The organism is Pseudomonas migulae (assembly GCF_043225285.1).
GTDB lineage: Bacteria > Pseudomonadota > Gammaproteobacteria > Pseudomonadales > Pseudomonadaceae > Aquipseudomonas > Aquipseudomonas migulae_C.
This window is the reverse complement of record NZ_CP171224.1, coordinates 3,263,435-3,279,212: the sequence shown is the minus strand read 5'-3', so window position 1 is coordinate 3,279,212 and position 15,778 is coordinate 3,263,435. Positions and strand designations below refer to the sequence as shown.

The following is a 15,778-nucleotide window of genomic DNA, read 5'->3' as shown; positions in this document are numbered from 1 at the left end:
GCAACATTTGTGTCGACTGACACACCGCTATCGCGAGCAGGCTCGCTCCCACAGGTTTTGCGTACACCCCTGACTTAATCCACTGTTCTTCGAGTCTGTATACTGCGCCCTCGTCTTGAACACTGAGGTCGCCGCATGCCATCCGTTATTTCCACCGACGTTCTGATTGTCGGCGCTGGTGTCGCCGGCCTCTGGCTGAATGCACGCCTGCGCCGCCAGGGTTTTTCGACCGTGCTGGTGGAAAGCGCCACCCTCGGCGGCGGGCAGAGCCTCAAGTCCCAGGGCATCATTCACGGCGGCGCCAAGTACGCGCTGCACGGCGCCCTGACCGGCGCCTCGGAAGCCATTGCCGACATGCCGCGCCGCTGGCGTGAAGCCCTGGCCGGCGACGGCGAGCTGGACCTGTCCGGTGTACGTCTGTTGTCCGAAGCTCACTATCTTTGGTCCCCCGGCACGATCGCCGGCAACCTCACCAGTTTCTTCGCCAGCAAAGCCGTGCGTGGCCGTGTCGACCAGGTCAAGGGCGACCAATTGCCACCAGCCCTGCAAGACAAGCGCTTCAAGGGCAAGGTCTATCGCCTGGCGGAACTGGTGATCGACGTGCCGAGCCTGATTCAGCGCTTGGCCGACCTGGCGGGTGATGGCTTGCTCGCCGGCCAGAAGATCGAGCCGCTGCTGGACGGTGGCGTGCTGGTGGGCCTGAAGGTCGACGAGCGCGAGATCCGCGCCCAGCGCATCGTCCTGAGCGCCGGCGGCGGTACCGCGGCACTGCTCGAAGCGCTGGGCCTCAGCCGCCCGGCCATGCAACGCCGACCGCTGCACATGATCATCGCCAAAGGCCCGAGCCTCAAACCGCTGTACGCTCACTGCCTGGGCGGCGGCACCAAACCGCGCATCACCGTCACGACCCATCCGGCGGCGGATGGTCAGTGGGTCTGGTACCTGGGTGGCGACATTGCCGAAGCCGAAGGTGTCGCCCGCGAACCCGCCGAGCAGATTGCCACCGCGCAGAAAGAACTCGGCCAGTTGCTGCCCTGGATCGACCTCAGCACCGTGCAATGGGCGACGTTGCGCGTGGACCGCGCCGAGCCGCTGCAATCGGGCCTGACCCGTCCGGACAACGCGTTCCTCGCCGAAGAAGGCCGGCTGCTGGTTGGCTGGCCGACCAAGCTGGCCCTGGCGCCGGACTTCTCCGATCGCGTGATCAGCGCCTTGCAGCGTGACGGCATCCAGCCTAGCCACCCGGCGCCATTGCCCGAATTGCCGAAGCCGCCGATGGGCGTTCCCGCCTGGGAGCAATTACTGCCATGAGCCTGCACGATTTTCACCGCCCACTGGGCAGCACCGGCCTGCTGGTTTCGCCGTTGGGTCTTGGCACGGTCAAGCTCGGCCGCGACCAGGGCGTGAAATACCCCAACGGCTTTCAGATACCCGACGACGACGAAGCGCGCATGCTGATAAAACAGGCGCGCGATTTGGGCATCAACCTGATCGACACGGCCCCGGCCTATGGCCGCAGCGAAGAACGCCTCGGCCCGTTGCTGCGCGGCCAGCGCCAGGAGTGGGTGATCGTCAGCAAGGTCGGCGAAGAGTTTGCCAACGGCCAGTCGAGCCACGATTTCAGCGCTGCACACACCCGTCTCTCGGTGGAACGCAGCCTGCAACGTCTGGAAACGGACTTTATCGACCTGGTGCTGGTGCACTCCGACGGCAACGATCTGGCCATCCTCAACGACAGCGAAGTCTATGCCACTCTCGCGGCGCTCAAGGCCGAGGGCAAGATTCGCGGTTTCGGTTTTTCCGGCAAAACCGTCGACGGTGGTTTGAAGGCTCTGGAGCAAGGCGATTGCGCCATGGTCACCTACAATCTGAACGAGCAGCATGAGAAGGCGGTCATTGACTATGCTGCTGCTCACGGCAAAGCCATCCTGGTCAAAAAAGCCCTCGCCAGCGGACACGTCTGCCTGAGTCCGGGCGTGGACCCGGTGCGCGCCAGTTTCGAGCTGTTGTTTGAACACCCGGGTGTGGCCAGTGCTATTGTCGGGACCATCAATCCGCTGCACCTCGCCCATAACGTCGCGACCGTTGCCCAGGTCCTACGTAGCAACTGATGCCGCCCCACGCGGCCTTAAGCAGGAGCCGACATGCCGCGTACGCTCATTAGAAAGAACCCGAGCAACTTCAAGACCCTGCCGCTATTCGTCGAAGCGACGCCCGAAGGCTTGAGCTACCAGAGCGTCGGGATGCCGCTGAATTTTTCCCAGACCCTGCAACGTCGCCGTCCGGTGACGGTGGCCGACAGCGAACGGTTTTCGCTGGAGCTGGCCAACCTCGGGGTCTCGGTGCGCCTGACGCTGCACTGGCAGAATCGCGATTACTGGGTGCTGGTGCGTCAGCGTCGGCAAGACCGTGGCGATGTGGTGCTCAAGCTGATCTCCGGTTATGTGCCGGCCCACGAGCTGAACCTGCCGCTGCACACGGCGATCCAGGAGATTGCCGAAGAGTGCCTGCTGGAAACCCCGGAAGGCTGGCTCGGCGGGCGCTTCAACGACACCTGGCTGCCGGCGCCCTACTCGTCGGCGCTGCATTACCGTGAGGCGTTGCCGTTTCGCCTGACGCCGCTGTCCGGCGCGGCGCGGCCGGTGCGATGCGCCAACCTGCAATTGATTGAGCGCCCACGAGCCTACGTGCACCTGCCGACCGCGTCGCTGCAATTGATCTACGACTTGCGTCTGGACGTGCCCAAGGAAGCCAAGTCCCTGAGCCTGTTTCATGTCGACGAGCGGCTGGAAGGCGACCAACTGGTGGCTCGCCTGGATCGCAAACGCCCGGATTTGTATTTGATGCCGTTGAACGATGGCGTCCCGCTTCCCGAGCTGTACACGCTCAAGCGCGACAAGCTTCTGCCGGCCAGTACCCGTGGTTTGTATCTGGCGGAGAGTTTCGCCATTCAGGACGGCTGGACGGTGCGCGAGGAGCGTATTCGCTGGAAGGACTGGGTGGCCCAACAAGGGCTGGAAGTACCGAAGGCGCCGCGACGGGGCTTGAAGAAACTGAGTGTCAAAGCCCTGAGTCTGGTCCGGCTGGTGCGGGGCAGTTTGCGTAAATAACCCTATCTAGCCTGCCCGCTGTTTGTCCATGAAGGTGCGCAGCCGCGCAAAAAAATGGAAATAGCGATTCTCGCGCTTGCCCATGCCGCGCTTGGGGGAAAACGATTCCTCGGCAAAGGCGCCGGTGATCCGGACTCGCGACGCCTGGGTCTCCAGGGTGCAGATCTTCGCCCGAGCCTGTTGCAAGGCAAACTTGAGCAACCGCTCGGAGTGCAGCTTTCTTCCCGTCGCTTTACTGAACTCGAAAATGCGCTCGATCCTTTTGCCGTAGGTGACGTAGGTGTCGCGCCCGCAAATGGCAAACCGGTCATTCAAGCCGCCCCACCACTGCCAGTCGGGAATGTAGGTGTTGAGCCGCCGGGCGTCGGCGTGCTTGAACACATAGACAGGTAGCGGCGTGTGGAAGAAGTTGTCCGGCCGTACGAAGACGACGAAGTCGGGATTGAACGACTCCATCTGGGTCGTGACCGTGTGCAGCGAGTTGAGCTGATAGATCAGGTTTCTGAGGGACGCGTAATCATCCGCCCAGGTATCGCCCAATGCTTTTACTTGTTCGAAGTTCCAGCGCTCGAGCACGCCTTCGGTCGAAGTCAGTTGCCCGGTCATGGTTTCAAAGGGCGCGTAGTTGTCCGCCGCCAACTCGCCCTGCTCACCCGAGCGCGAATTCTGGACTTCGTCGATTTTATACAGGTGATAAAAGCACTTCACGTCGCTGTCGGAAGGCAGCTGAGCAAGTACGTTTTCCTGGATGGAGGGGAAGCAGATTTGCGAATTTCTCGGGATACCAAAAAAAGCCACCGCAATCTTCAACACTCGACAGCACCCCTTGTTAAATAATCAGGCTCATCGTTTGGCGCCCGGCGGGTAACCGGGACAAGCCCATTAACGATGGAACAGTTTCTGCCACCAACGGCGACGCTGCAGGGGGATGACGGTGACGTCCGATTTCAACAACCAGTCCCGCTCGTAATCCCACGCATGCCCGCCCCAGCGCTTACCCGCTTCGTTGGAAAAGCCCAGGGTCATGAGCTGGAAGTTGTAATCCGCTTGCCCGCGCAACCAGTTAAACAACACCAGCGCATTGAATCCGGTTGTAGGCCCGACATAACGTTTACCGCCCGGGCGATCCACCGGATAGTTCCACAAGGCCGGCAACGGAATACGCTCCCAATAGAGCGCCACCTGCGGCAAAGGGCACATGGCGCCAGTGCACCCGACCAGCATCGTGAAACATCGCGCGTCAGGTTGTCGGAAAATCCGCTGCACTTCAGGTCCGTAGGGAAGGCCGAAAAAGTAAGCGTCCGGCGCATTGAAACCATGCACGAAGAGATTGACGCTGCGCGAGCAAAGCAGTTCCGCCAGGACACATTTGTTGAAGCTGACGACGACATCGTCCACGCCGATGTCCAGCGCCTGGAAATCGTCTCGGGTAATGGCCGGGTTATTGGCCACCAACAGGACTCGGGCGGCCTTGCGTAGACACGCCTTCAGCTCTTCCGGCAGCCCGCCCGGCACAGACTGATGCCCGCCGGGCAACGCATCCAGCGCCATTGACTCATCGGGCCGAGGCGACTGATTGTCCATGGCTACTCTGGAACCTGCATGCCGTAACGCACTTTTACCCACAGGCGAGTGAACGCTGAAGGCGGTTGCCAAGGGCGCATTTCACGCTGAATCTCGGCAGCCAGAGTGCGACCTACGCGATCAAAGGAATACTGACTCTCGGCGAAAGCCTGCCCGTTACTGGCGATACGCGCTGTCAGCGACGGGTCATTCTGCAGCAGCTTGAGTTTTTCCACGGCCTCGTCTTCGCTGCGATAGAACACCACGTTGTGCATGTCCTGGAACCCCAGCAGCTCGTCTTCCTCACCCTGACTCCACGCCAGCAGTACACAGCCACACGCCATGGCTTCAAAGTTCTTGATCATGAATTCATTCATGCCGATATCGGCACTCACAAAAATCTTGATCCGATTGAGCATTTGCAGATAGTCGGCGCCTGACTTGGTGCGTCCCACCAACATGCCGGTTCTTTGGGAGAGGGATTCGAGCAGCGCCCGGCGTTGCGCGTATTCGGTACTTTTCAGGCTACCGAGGAAGCCCACCGGAATGTCCCGCACGCTCCCGGTGTTATGCAGCATTTGTTCGTCATATCCCTTCGAAACAAACACTGCATCAATGTTTTCAGCCTGCATCCGACGGGCGACAACAGCGCCGGAAACCAGCACCCGAGCACTTGGCAGACGTTTATAAAGAAGCGAGTAAACCCGATGGTATTTACTCTCGCGCATGTAGTTCTGATAAGCGTCATGCTCAAGAAAAACCAGACCGGGAATGCACTTCAGGACGCTCAGTTGCGGGACGAGGCGCTTGACCCTGGAGAAGATCACGATCCGGTCGAAGCCCTGATAGTCGATAGAAGCGAAGAACGGGCCCAGGTTCATTTGCTGCTTTTTGCTCAGGCGATAGACGACACACTCGTCGCAGTTCTGCTGCACGATTTCATAGAGCCTGTCCAGAATTACCCGTTGCTCGTCCATCACCAGGAGCATGACTTTCATAAATCATTTACCACGAGACAAAGCAGGCAAGAGCAATGGGCAACACCCACCAACATCATCAGAGACGTCCATATCCTCACGATAAAACCCGCTCATACGCAGTACGAAACGGGAGTTATTGAACTGATCAACGGCTGCGGATCTTCTCGACAATCGCGGTCGTAGAGCTGTTGGCCACCAGCCCCAGCACTTTTACGGTGCCGCCGTAAGCCGTCACGATGTCGGCACCGACCACTTGATCGATTCCGTAATCGCCGCCCTTGACCAGCACGTCCGGCTTGACCTCGCGCAACAGGTTTTCAGGTGTGCCCTCGGGGAAGCTGATGACCCAGTCCACGGCACCCAGCCCAGCCAGGACAGCCATGCGACGGTCGACGCTGTTGATCGGGCGCCCAGGCCCTTTCAGGCGACTTACCGACGCATCGTCGTTGACCGCGACGATCAAACGATCGCCCTGGGCCCGCGCCTGTTCGAGATAGGTCACGTGACCAGCATGCAGGATGTCGAAACAACCGTTGGTGAAAACGATTTTTTCTTTGTGCGCCCGAGCATCGTCAACGGCCAACAGCAGCTGCTCCAGGCCCAGCACACCACGCTCGGAACCTTCCTCGCGCTGAATCGCACGGCGCAACTCGGGTGCGCTGATGGCCGCCGTACCGAGCTTGCCGACGACGATGCCGGCGGCGAGGTTGGCCAACGCGACTGCGTGAGGTAATTCTTCGCCGGCGGCGATCGCAGCGGCCAGGGTGGAAATCACCGTGTCGCCGGCACCGGTCACGTCGAACACTTCCCGCGCACGGGCAGGCAAGTGCAACGCAGGGTGTTCCGGGCGCAACAGGGTCATGCCGTGTTCGCCACGGGTCACCAGCAAGGCGCCAAGGTCCAGGTCGTGCATCAGTTGCGCGCCTTTGCTCACAAGTTCGTGCTCATCGGCGCAACCGCCGACGATGGCTTCGAATTCGCTGAGGTTCGGCGTGATCAGGCTGGCACCGCGGTAGATCGAGAAATCCTTGCCCTTGGGGTCGGCCAGTACCGGAATGCCACGGGCGCGAGCGGCCTGGATCAGCACCTGATGGTTTTTCAGCGCGCCTTTGCCGTAGTCGGACAGCACCAGCACCTTTATGCCTTCAAGCAATTCATCCACTTGCTCGCCCAACGCCAGCGCGTCGGTGGCAAAGGGTTCTTCGAAATCGATTCGCAACAATTGCTGGTGACGACTCATCACCCGCAACTTGACGATGGTCGGCTGGTGCGCAATGCGCTGGAACAGCGCGCGCACACCCGCGCCCTTGAGGCTATTGGCCAGACTGTCGGCAGCCTCGTCGTCACCGGTCACACCCACAAGCGAGGCCGGCGCGCCGAGCGCAGCAATGTTCAGGGCAACGTTAGCGGCACCGCCCGGGCGGTCCTCGATTTGCTCGACCTTGACCACCGGCACAGGTGCCTCAGGGGAAATCCGTGAGGTACCACCATGCCAGTAGCGGTCGAGCATGACATCGCCGACCACCAATACAGGGGCTTGATCGAATCGCGGCATGGACAACTTCATGGAGCAACCCACATACAAAATGAACAAGGGCGGGATATTAGCACAGGGTTGGCGCAGGGCTTGCCCATGGCATGAACGCGGGAGCCAAAAGCAAAAAAATCGCAGCCTGGGCAAGTTCGAAAACTTCAGACTGCGATTCGTTTTGGTCGTTCACCACGAATGAACGTCGACGGCTATCAGGCGATATCTTCAGCCGGTGCATCCAGGCCCATGGCGTTCAGACGTGCGTAATAGCCGTTTTGTGCCAACAGTTCGGCATGCGTGCCGCGTTCGACGATCCGGCCCTGATCCATGACCAGAATCAGGTCAGCCTTCTCGATAGTCGACAGGCGGTGAGCAATGACCAAGGTGGTCCGGCCTTTCATCACTTGATCCAGGGCGGCCTGAATGTGCCGCTCCGACTCGGTGTCGAGGGCCGAAGTAGCTTCATCGAGAATCAGCAACGGTGCGTTCTTCAACAAGGCCCGGGCAATCGCCAGGCGCTGGCGCTGGCCACCGGAGAGCAACACGCCGTTCTCGCCGACCTGAGTATCCAGGCCTTCGGGCAATTGCGCGATGAAGTCCATTGCATAAGCGTCTTTCGCGGCTTTTTCGATGTCTTCACGGGGTGCGCCGGCCAGATCGCCATAGGCGATGTTGTTGGCCACGGTATCGCTGAACAAGGTCACGTGCTGGGTCACCTGAGCGATGTGCTTGCGCAGGTTCAGCAGTTTGTATTGTTCGACTTCCACGCCATCGATCAGGATCTCGCCCTTGTCGTGGTGATAGAAGCGCGGAATCAGGTTGGCCAAGGTCGACTTGCCGCTGCCCGAGCGACCGACCAGCGCGACCATTTGCCCGGGTTCGACCGAGAAACTGATGTCGTCGAGCACCTGGCGATCAGTGCCTGGGTAGGTGAAGCTCAGATGGCGCACATCCAGGCGCCCGGTCACGGCGTCGCGTTCGACAGTGCCGGTATCGACTTCCGGTTCAACATCCAGCTGCTCGAAGATGCTTTCGGCACCGGCCACGCCTTTCTGGATGGTCGAGCTGACTTCGGACAGTTGACGGATCGGCTTGGGCAGCAGGCCGGCCAGGGTGATGTAGGCCACCATGTCACCGGCGGACGCATCGCCCCGCAGGAACAGAACGAGGAACATCAGCACCGCCATGGCGCTGTAAATGACCAGTTGTAGCAGCGGCGTGTAGATGGCGCCGGTACGGGTCATGCGCAATTGCTTGTCGGTGTTGCCCTGGCTCGCGTCGAAGAAGCGCTTCTCTTCGTAGACTTCGCCACCGAAGCTGCGTACCACGCGATAACCCTGGATGGTTTCCGACGCCACGTGCGTCACGTCCCCCATGGCCGCCTGGATCTTCTTGCTCTGCTTGCGGAATTTCTTGCTCGCCGTGCGGACCATCAGCGCGATCAGCGGGAGGATCGCCACCATGACCAGCGTCAGCTTCCAGTTCATGAACAGCAACGACGCAAACAGGAAGATCACCGTCATGCCTTCACGGATTACGACCTTGATCGCATCTGTTGCCGCCCCGGTGACCATGGTCACGTTAAAGGTGATACGGGAAATCAGGTGACCGGAGTTATGCTTGTCGAAATAGCGGTTGGGCAGGACCAGCAGGTTGTTGAACAGCTCGACCCGCAGATCGTGGACCAGGCCGAGAGAAACCTTGGCCAGGAAGTAGTTGCCCAGATAAGATCCCAGCCCCTGCCAGGCCGCGATCAGAATGATCAGCAGCGGCACGGCTTGCAGCAGTTGCAGGTCGCGCAGATACGGGACGGTTGGAAACAGCACCGCTTCGGGGTTGGACAGGCCATCGACGAAATACTTGAGGATGTAGCCGAGCATTGGCTGCGTCGAAGCGAAAATCAGGAAACCGACGATGCTGATCAGGAACAGGCTGATGTACGGCCGGACATAACCAAGCAGACGGAAGTAGATTTTCAAGCTCGAGGGGCTTGCGGAGAGACTGGAGTCGGTCATATCACGCGAATGTCGATAAAAAGGACGCTGACTTTAGCACAGCTTCCTCCGGGTTCTGGCAATCCCATAAAGGCTGTTATTGTTAGACGGCGCAAACGGTATCATATAGCCATCACCGGAATGGCCGATCAACTTCAGGATTGAATCTTTCAGCATGCAAGTCAGCGGTTTCAACACGTCCAATCGAGTCTTCGATTTCATTTGCCTGTGGATGCTTCCACTTGGCTATCTTTTGCTTCTGTGCTCGCTGTTCTTCCTGCCGGACCGCAGTCTGCTTCACAAGCTCTACTATGGTTTGTTCAGCATTCCAGCGCTGATCGCCCTGTGCATGCGCCCCCGGGAACTCAAGGAGTTGCTGCGCGAGCCGATCATCATGGCGGCACTGCTGTTCGCCAGCTGGGCGCTGTTGAGCTTGTGCTGGGGGCCCGGTGATGAAGGGTTTTCGGGCAATTTGAAACCGCCATTGCACACCCTGATGCTGTTCGCCGGGTGCTACCTGCTGGTCCGTTACCGCAGCGAAATCGTTCAGCCCCTGCTGTTCAGTGCGGCGATCGTCGGGCTGATCGCGTCGATCTACAACCTGTACATTTTTGCCCAGGTCCATCAGCCGGGCGTGCGCCTGGTCGGTGGAGGCGCTTTTGACAATTCCCTGTTGAGCTCGCACCTGTTCGGTTTCTTCTGCGCCTACTGGCTCAGCCTGAGCATGACCTGCAAGCGCCCGCAGATTCTGTGGCTGAGCATTCCGGCGATGGTCGTCATGTTCATTGCCGTACTCGCCACCGGCTCGCGAACCCCATTGGTTGCCCTGACATTGGCTGCATTGTGGCTGGGCTTCCTTTGCTGGAACCGCCGATCCGTTGCAATGCTGGTTATCCTCTTCGTTGGCGGCGGCGCCGTGGTAGCGCTTTTTTCGGACATGATCCTGGCAAGGGGCGATTCCTATCGTCTTGAAATCTGGAGCGTGGTATTGCAGAAAATCGCCGAACACCCGTGGATCGGCCATGGCTACGACGCCAGCATGGACATCGATGTGGGCATCGGATACACGCTGGCGGAACCCCACAGTTTCGCCCTTGGCGTGCTTTTCTATGTCGGCATTTTCGGCTTCATCCCATGGCTGTTCTTCCAGGCATGGGGCCTGCTGAGCAGCTGGCGTCATCGAGTGCAACCGCTGTTCATCATCGCCTCGACCTGGCTGGTGTTCGGCATCGGTGCAGGCCTGACCGAGGGCGGCGGGATCATCTCGCGGCCCAAGGAGCACTGGTTCCTGCTGTGGATTCCTTTGGCACTGATCGCCGCCCTGAGCATCAACCAGCGTGCCGGCCGCCTGCTGGCCGTTTCGATCAAGAAACTGACGCCGTCAGACTTCCAGACGTTGACCACTGATGCCCGGGTAATAGAAGAAGATGGCCTGGGGCCGAAAGTCTTGCGCCTGGTCGATGGCAGCTTTCTCAAACTGTTCCGGCCGCGTCGCTGGTACACCTCGGGCAGCTTCAACGCCTACTCCGAACGCTTTGCCGTCAACAGCGAACGACTGCGCAACATGGGGTTCCCGACGCCGCAGATCCTCGACCTTTACCGTCTCAGTGACGGCAGCAGCGCCGTGCACTACACGCCTTTGCCGGGCAACACCCTGCGTCAGGTCCTGCAAGGCATCACGGCACCGGACGTGCGTCAGGCGCTGGTGGAGCGTTTCGGCAAGTTCATGGCCCAACTGCACGAGCAGGGGGTGTATTTCCGCTCCCTGCACCTGGGAAATGTGCTGGTGCTGGAAGACGGTGAGTTCGGTCTGATCGATGTGGCTGACCTGCGTCTCTACCCCTCTTCACTGAGCCTGTCCCTGCGCCAGCGCAATCTGCGCCATATGCAGCGCTACACCGTTGATCGACGCTGGTTGTTCGAAGATCATTTCCAGGCCTTGCTGCAAGGCTATGCGGTGACAGCCTCGAAATCGGCGGTGGATACCCTGCACAAACAAGTGCTGGCGACGAGCCCGTCTGCCCAGGCCCACTGACTCCAAGGCTTACGACTCTCCCTGTAGGAGCGAGCCTGCTCGCGATGGACTCATCGGCAACGCGGTCATTCAGACAGCACGCGGAATCGTTAACGTCCATCGCGAGCAGGCTCGCTCCTACAGGTTCAGGTTCAGGTTCAGGTTCAGCCTTGGCTCAATCTTTCTCGAGCGGCGAGAAATACAAGCGCCCCAGACCACGCCAGGTTTTCTTGTTCCACGCCTTGAACGGGATCTGCGCCAGCAGTTCGCGCGCCAGCTTGCGGTCGCGATTGGCGGTTTTCAGGAACATCGAACTGAGGAACTTGTAACGTACGTGGTCGTACAGCGGATGATCGCTGAACAAGGCGTAGGTACGCAGGATGTTATCGATCATGAAGCGGTGATTCTTGTAGGAATTGGTGGCGTGCTTGCGATAGCGCGCCATCAGTACGTTCAAGCCATCAATGAAGTAACCGGCGTGGGTCACTTTCAGCTCGATCAGCAAGTCTTCCAGGCGAATGGTCGGATCGAAGCCACCGACCTTGTCCAGCGCCTCGCGGCGAATCATCAGGGTCGGCGCCGGCGGATAAGGCTTGCGCTCGAGGAACATGTCATCGAAGTCGAGGCGACGGAACGGCACGTCGCGGCGCTGGCGCGACTCCGGGTAGGCAATGCCGTCAGCGTCCATCAGCTCGATATTACCGGCGCAGATGCCGACTTCAGGCTTGCCGTCCATGTGCGCAACCTGCGTAGCGATGCGCTCGGGGAGCATGATGTCATCGGAGCCGAAGGGTACGATCAGGCTGCCTTTTGCGCGAGCGATGGCACCGTTGAGGGTATTGGTCAGCCCTTGATTCTGCTGCACCCGGAAATCAAAGCCGTGTTGCGCCTGCAAGACCTTGATTCGCTCCACGCTGTCATCGCTGGAGCCGTCATCGACCACCAGCAACTCGATGTTCGGGTAGGTCTGGTTGAGAACGCTGAGAATGCTCTCCTCAATGTAACGACCGTGGTTATACGACGCGATAATGACCGTGACGATGGGTTGTGCGTCGCTCATGAATATTCCTTGCGGGCCTTGCTCAAGCCGGATTCGATCAGGTTCAGGTATTCCTGGCGGAACACCTCGATGTCATGTTGTTCCTGGAGATAACGATAGGCTTGCTCACCCTTGGCCTTGAGCGCGTCATCCGGCAGCCCGAGGTAGTTATCCAGCGCCGCCACCAGGCTCGGCACGTCTTTCGGCGTGATCGCCAGACCGCCCGCGCCCTGAATCAGCGGCAGCATCGCCGGCACGTCAGAGGCGATCACCGGAAGATGGCCGCTCATGCCTTCCAGCAATGCCAGCCCCAGACCTTCGGCCAGCGATGGCATGGTCCAGATGTCAAAGGCGCGTACGTACTGCAAGGCGTTTTCCTTGAAGCCCAGCAAGTGCGCACGCCCGCCAAGCCCCAGACGCTCGATCTCGGCAGCCAGGCGCGACTCTTCGCGACCGGCGCCAATGATTGCCAACTGGGTATTCGGGTACTTGTCCTTGAGCGCGGCAAACGCCTGCAACAGGTAAGTGTGCCCCTTGACCGGCACCAGGCGCCCCAACGCGCCGATCAAGCGCACCGACGGATCAATGCCGAGCAGTTCACGGGCGCGTTCGCGGCTGTGCTGCAAGCCTTCGGCCTGTTCGATGTCGATCGCGTTGGTAATCGCATAGGTGTTGTCATCGGTGAAACCGCAGTCGCAGTCCAGCAGGTACTGTTTGACCGCCGGCGACACGCCGACAAAACGCCAGTGACCATCGATCAGACGCTGGGTCTGGCGACGCCGGTAGAACCGGTCGTACTCGCCAAAGCCGTGGGAAATGCCGATGCACAGCGGCACTTTCAGCCAGCGGTTGAGCGTCAGCATCATGTTCACGGGTTTGAAGCGGTTGCAGATCACCACATCGAATTTTTCTTTGCGGCAGAACTGGTACAGCCGCCACATGGCACGCAGGCGCATGCCCTTGAGCGCCTTGTCGGAAAACTCGAAATAAACCGAACGATCGGCACGACTTACGGCTTCGCCCGGCCCGGGCTTGCCGCGCAGGAACGCGGCGGTCACTTCATAGCGATCACCCGGCAAAGCCTTGACGATCTGCTCCGCGAGGTCGGCGAAGTCATGGGCTTTGACATTGTAGTCAGGCTGCAGCTGCAGAACCTTTGACCGTTGACTCATAACTCTCCCCGGTGAAAACCCGTCGCATCGATGACCCAGGCGGGCTCAGCGGCAAGGCGCTTGATCTGCGCTGGATCGGGTTGCGGCAACAGCGGCCACTCATTGCGCTTCCAGCAGACGAAATGGAAATACGGAAAACGGCGATCGCCATCGCGATCATTGGTCACGACACCGTCGCGCCAATACCATTGGTGTGGAAAATTCTCTGTCCCGTCATGCCACTTGATGCACCCACCCGGCGTACTGAAGGCCTCGGTGAATTCGCTGCGGCGGCGCCACGGGTTGAACTTGCCCACCAGCTTGAACAACGGCTCGGGGAAATTCTTGCGCCAGAGAAAGATCCGGCTGAACGCGCCTTCGTCGATTGCGTGATGCTTCTGATCGGTGAACCGCGCTTCCCAGTCCTTGATCTGCCTGAACAACTCGCGCTTGCGGGCAGTGTTTCGGATCAGACAGAGATGCCCTGCTACTCGTCGCTCGTGGGTCGAGTACAGGTCATAGGAGGCGAGCCGGTCTGCGGTGAAGTAACTGCGTAGATCGCCGTACACGAGGTCAATGTCGCCGAATGCCCAGAAATCATAGCCCTCCAGGCGATCGGCGTGGATCACTCCAAACGCGGGTCTGATGTCGCACAGTTTGTAGGCTTCTTTCGGCGCGAAGTCGATATTCAGTCGCTGGGACACCAACCCGCAGTAATCGCTGAACATCATGCATTCGATGGTCACGTTCGGCGGCAGGTTTTCCGGAACCCCGCAGTCGGTGAAGAACAGCCAATCGATGTCAGGATTGCGACGGCAGCTCTCCAGGAAAAACGGCATCCAGAAGGGCCAGCGGCCAAAGTAAGGCATCAGAAACAAAATACGCGGGCAAGGATTAATCACGGAAAACTCACTGTAAATGCTGGAAACTCCGCCATGCTAGGCAGAGATGTACTTCAGTTCTGCTTCACAGGTGTTTCACCATGCTTCAGAAGCCAGAACAGTTCGTGGCGTCTGACCGCCTTGCGAAAGAACTCGTTCTCTCCATAGATGGGCGGCACTCTACTGGCCAAGAGCCACTGTATCAACCGCCGCACTTTCCGCTTGGAGGGCATGCGTGGCTGGAGGTCATGCATCATCCCCAGCGCCATGGCCTTATCCCGCTGAAGTGCCAAAGGAACCGGCAGGCAGCAAGGTTGCATCGCCAGCGACGAATCGAACGCGGGCGGCAGTGCGATGCCATGACCGGCATCCCCCATGGGCCATCGATCGTTGTCATGCAGGTGGTTGGCATAACCGAGCAGCGTGGTCGGCTGCCATTCCAGGCCGCGCAGCGCTTCCAGGACCGCTTGCTGAGCGCAAATGTGGTCCGGGTGCGGATCCAGCGTCGGGTGCGGCAACACGATGACTTCAGGGCGAGCCCGCAACAACAATTCGCGCAGATCGGCCAGCAGATTGTTCCAGGTGGGCGCGCCGTCGACGTCGCCCGGCAGCGCAAAGGGGTTCAACTGGCGGAACAAGCGGGTGTCATCCATCTCCGCTTCCCGCGAACCCACTGGCCGGGAAGGGGCGGCCTGCATCGCAGCCAATTGCAGGCAAAAATAACCCAGCTGTACGCAATGGGCTTCGGGCACACCGGCCCAGCGTGGTACCGCGATGCTGTCCCAGGCCCGCAGCCGGCCCTTCAGGCGCGCCGCTTCGACCTTGTTCAGCCCCACCTGCTGATAGTGCTCGGCTTCGATTTCGCCGGCGGTGAGGGTCACGATCCAGGCTTCGTCGGCCTGACTGTACAAGCCATAGGCCGCCAGCTCGGCATCGTCGGCATGCGGCGCGATGACCATCACTCGCTGACGACGGTAATCCGGTTGCTCGAGCGCCCAGAGCACAGGTTCGCCAAACACTCGGCAAAAACGTCCCCGCAGGCGCAATTCGCCCCGGGACAGGACTTGCGCCTGACCACTGAGATTGAGGTAACGCAGCCCATTGGCACCGCGCTCGAAGGTCTGGCGATCCGGGTTTTCGCCTCCCGACAGCTCGACAAACGGATCGATGAAGCGTCCCAGCCAGGTGCTTTTGACCCGTACGGCCAAAATCAGCGTCGCGTCGTCCACCAGCATCACGCCGTCATCCAGGCGCAAGCGCTCGCCATTCAGGTGAACCTTGGGTTGCGGCGTAAAGGGCGGGAAGCTGTACGCGTAATCGTCCTTGGGCGAATAGAACAAATGGTCAGCGAACCAGGCTTCGTGAGCGATCCAGCCCAGGACCGCCAGCACCAGCGGCAGCCACCACGCCACCAGCACACCCACGGCAATCAACAGCACCAGGGCAATCAACAGACCGACGCGCTTGTTGCGCCGGTGACGCTTGAGCAATTGCTGTTTACGACTCATGGGTGGG

General features: G+C 59.9%; 13 protein-coding genes. 4 read left to right on the top strand and 9 right to left on the bottom strand.

Annotated features, from left to right (window positions below):
* Positions 1–135 precede the first annotated feature (135 nt).
* Genes ACF6ZU_RS15165 through ACF6ZU_RS15155 form a run of 3 tightly spaced genes read left to right on the top strand, consistent with a single transcriptional unit; the run spans position 136 to position 3,110 of the window.
* Entirely contained in the window at positions 136–1,311 is a 1,176-nt protein-coding gene (locus tag ACF6ZU_RS15165) for an NAD(P)/FAD-dependent oxidoreductase (protein WP_392884927.1), read from the top strand.
* Positions 1,308–2,111 (top strand): aldo/keto reductase, encoded by an 804-nt coding sequence (locus ACF6ZU_RS15160; protein ID WP_392884926.1) that lies wholly within the window; start codon positions 1,308–1,310, stop codon positions 2,109–2,111. Before ACF6ZU_RS15165 ends, ACF6ZU_RS15160 begins: the two co-directional genes overlap by 4 nt.
* A 33-nt stretch (positions 2,112–2,144) precedes the next feature.
* Positions 2,145–3,110 (top strand): metal ABC transporter ATPase, encoded by a 966-nt coding sequence (locus ACF6ZU_RS15155; protein WP_392884925.1) that lies wholly within the window; start codon positions 2,145–2,147, stop codon positions 3,108–3,110.
* 6 nt (positions 3,111–3,116) lie between these two features.
* Here the strand turns inward: ACF6ZU_RS15155 and ACF6ZU_RS15150 are convergent, their stop codons facing one another.
* The 5 genes from ACF6ZU_RS15150 to msbA form a co-directional block, all read right to left on the bottom strand.
* Positions 3,117–3,923: a hypothetical protein gene (locus ACF6ZU_RS15150; RefSeq protein ID WP_392884923.1), complete on the bottom strand. Its 807-nt coding sequence runs from the start codon at positions 3,921–3,923 to the stop codon at positions 3,117–3,119.
* 69 nt (positions 3,924–3,992) lie between these two features.
* Positions 3,993–4,661, bottom strand: a complete 669-nt coding sequence (locus tag ACF6ZU_RS15145) for a hypothetical protein (RefSeq protein ID WP_392884922.1) — start codon at positions 4,659–4,661, stop codon at positions 3,993–3,995.
* A 35-nt stretch (positions 4,662–4,696) separates the two neighbouring features.
* Entirely contained in the window at positions 4,697–5,671 is a 975-nt protein-coding gene (locus tag ACF6ZU_RS15140; RefSeq protein ID WP_392884920.1) for a glycosyltransferase, read from the bottom strand.
* Between the two features lie 127 nt (positions 5,672–5,798).
* On the bottom strand, positions 5,799–7,220 hold the full coding sequence (gene hldE, locus ACF6ZU_RS15135) for a bifunctional D-glycero-beta-D-manno-heptose-7-phosphate kinase/D-glycero-beta-D-manno-heptose 1-phosphate adenylyltransferase HldE (protein WP_392884918.1): 1,422 nt from the start codon (positions 7,218–7,220) through the stop codon (positions 5,799–5,801).
* 176 nt (positions 7,221–7,396) lie between these two features.
* On the bottom strand, positions 7,397–9,199 hold the full coding sequence (gene msbA / locus ACF6ZU_RS15130; RefSeq protein ID WP_392884917.1) for a lipid A export permease/ATP-binding protein MsbA: 1,803 nt from the start codon (positions 9,197–9,199) through the stop codon (positions 7,397–7,399).
* Between the two features lie 154 nt (positions 9,200–9,353).
* On the opposite strand from msbA, the gene ACF6ZU_RS15125 reads away from it, so the two are divergent.
* Positions 9,354–11,213: an O-antigen ligase family protein gene (locus tag ACF6ZU_RS15125; RefSeq protein WP_392884915.1), complete on the top strand. Its 1,860-nt coding sequence runs from the start codon at positions 9,354–9,356 to the stop codon at positions 11,211–11,213.
* A 154-nt stretch (positions 11,214–11,367) separates the two neighbouring features.
* Here ACF6ZU_RS15125 and ACF6ZU_RS15120 read toward each other — a convergent pair whose 3' ends face one another.
* From ACF6ZU_RS15120 to ACF6ZU_RS15105, 4 genes are read right to left on the bottom strand one after another with little or no spacing between them, the layout of a single operon-like run.
* Positions 11,368–12,252: a glycosyltransferase gene (locus tag ACF6ZU_RS15120; protein WP_392893689.1), complete on the bottom strand. Its 885-nt coding sequence runs from the start codon at positions 12,250–12,252 to the stop codon at positions 11,368–11,370.
* On the bottom strand, positions 12,249–13,403 hold the full coding sequence (locus tag ACF6ZU_RS15115) for a glycosyltransferase family 4 protein (protein ID WP_392893688.1): 1,155 nt from the start codon (positions 13,401–13,403) through the stop codon (positions 12,249–12,251). The genes ACF6ZU_RS15120 and ACF6ZU_RS15115 overlap by 4 nt, the downstream gene beginning before the upstream one ends.
* Entirely contained in the window at positions 13,400–14,284 is an 885-nt protein-coding gene (locus ACF6ZU_RS15110; RefSeq protein WP_392893686.1) for a DUF6625 family protein, read from the bottom strand. The genes ACF6ZU_RS15115 and ACF6ZU_RS15110 overlap by 4 nt, the downstream gene beginning before the upstream one ends.
* A 53-nt stretch (positions 14,285–14,337) precedes the next feature.
* Positions 14,338–15,771 carry a PIG-L deacetylase family protein gene (locus tag ACF6ZU_RS15105; protein ID WP_392893685.1) on the bottom strand — a complete coding sequence of 478 codons (1,434 nt, stop codon included), beginning with the start codon at positions 15,769–15,771 and terminating at the stop codon, positions 14,338–14,340.
* Positions 15,772–15,778 lie beyond the last annotated feature (7 nt).

Excerpts from the sequence above, each read along its gene's own strand:
- msbA (WP_392884917.1), bottom strand. The coding sequence starts at position 9,199 with ATGACCGACTCCAGTCTCTCCGCAAGCCCCTCGAGCTTGAAAATCTAC.
- hldE (WP_392884918.1), bottom strand. The coding sequence starts at position 7,220 with ATGAAGTTGTCCATGCCGCGATTCGATCAAGCCCCTGTATTGGTGGTC.
- ACF6ZU_RS15105 (WP_392893685.1), bottom strand. The coding sequence starts at position 15,771 with ATGAGTCGTAAACAGCAATTGCTCAAGCGTCACCGGCGCAACAAGCGC.
- ACF6ZU_RS15160 (WP_392884926.1), top strand. The coding sequence starts at position 1,308 with ATGAGCCTGCACGATTTTCACCGCCCACTGGGCAGCACCGGCCTGCTG.
- ACF6ZU_RS15145 (WP_392884922.1), bottom strand. The coding sequence starts at position 4,661 with ATGGCGCTGGATGCGTTGCCCGGCGGGCATCAGTCTGTGCCGGGCGGG.
- ACF6ZU_RS15125 (WP_392884915.1), top strand. The coding sequence starts at position 9,354 with ATGCAAGTCAGCGGTTTCAACACGTCCAATCGAGTCTTCGATTTCATT.
- ACF6ZU_RS15120 (WP_392893689.1), bottom strand. The coding sequence starts at position 12,252 with ATGAGCGACGCACAACCCATCGTCACGGTCATTATCGCGTCGTATAAC.
- ACF6ZU_RS15165 (WP_392884927.1), top strand. The coding sequence starts at position 136 with ATGCCATCCGTTATTTCCACCGACGTTCTGATTGTCGGCGCTGGTGTC.
- ACF6ZU_RS15140 (WP_392884920.1), bottom strand. The coding sequence starts at position 5,671 with ATGAAAGTCATGCTCCTGGTGATGGACGAGCAACGGGTAATTCTGGAC.
- ACF6ZU_RS15115 (WP_392893688.1), bottom strand. The coding sequence starts at position 13,403 with ATGAGTCAACGGTCAAAGGTTCTGCAGCTGCAGCCTGACTACAATGTC.
- ACF6ZU_RS15155 (WP_392884925.1), top strand. The coding sequence starts at position 2,145 with ATGCCGCGTACGCTCATTAGAAAGAACCCGAGCAACTTCAAGACCCTG.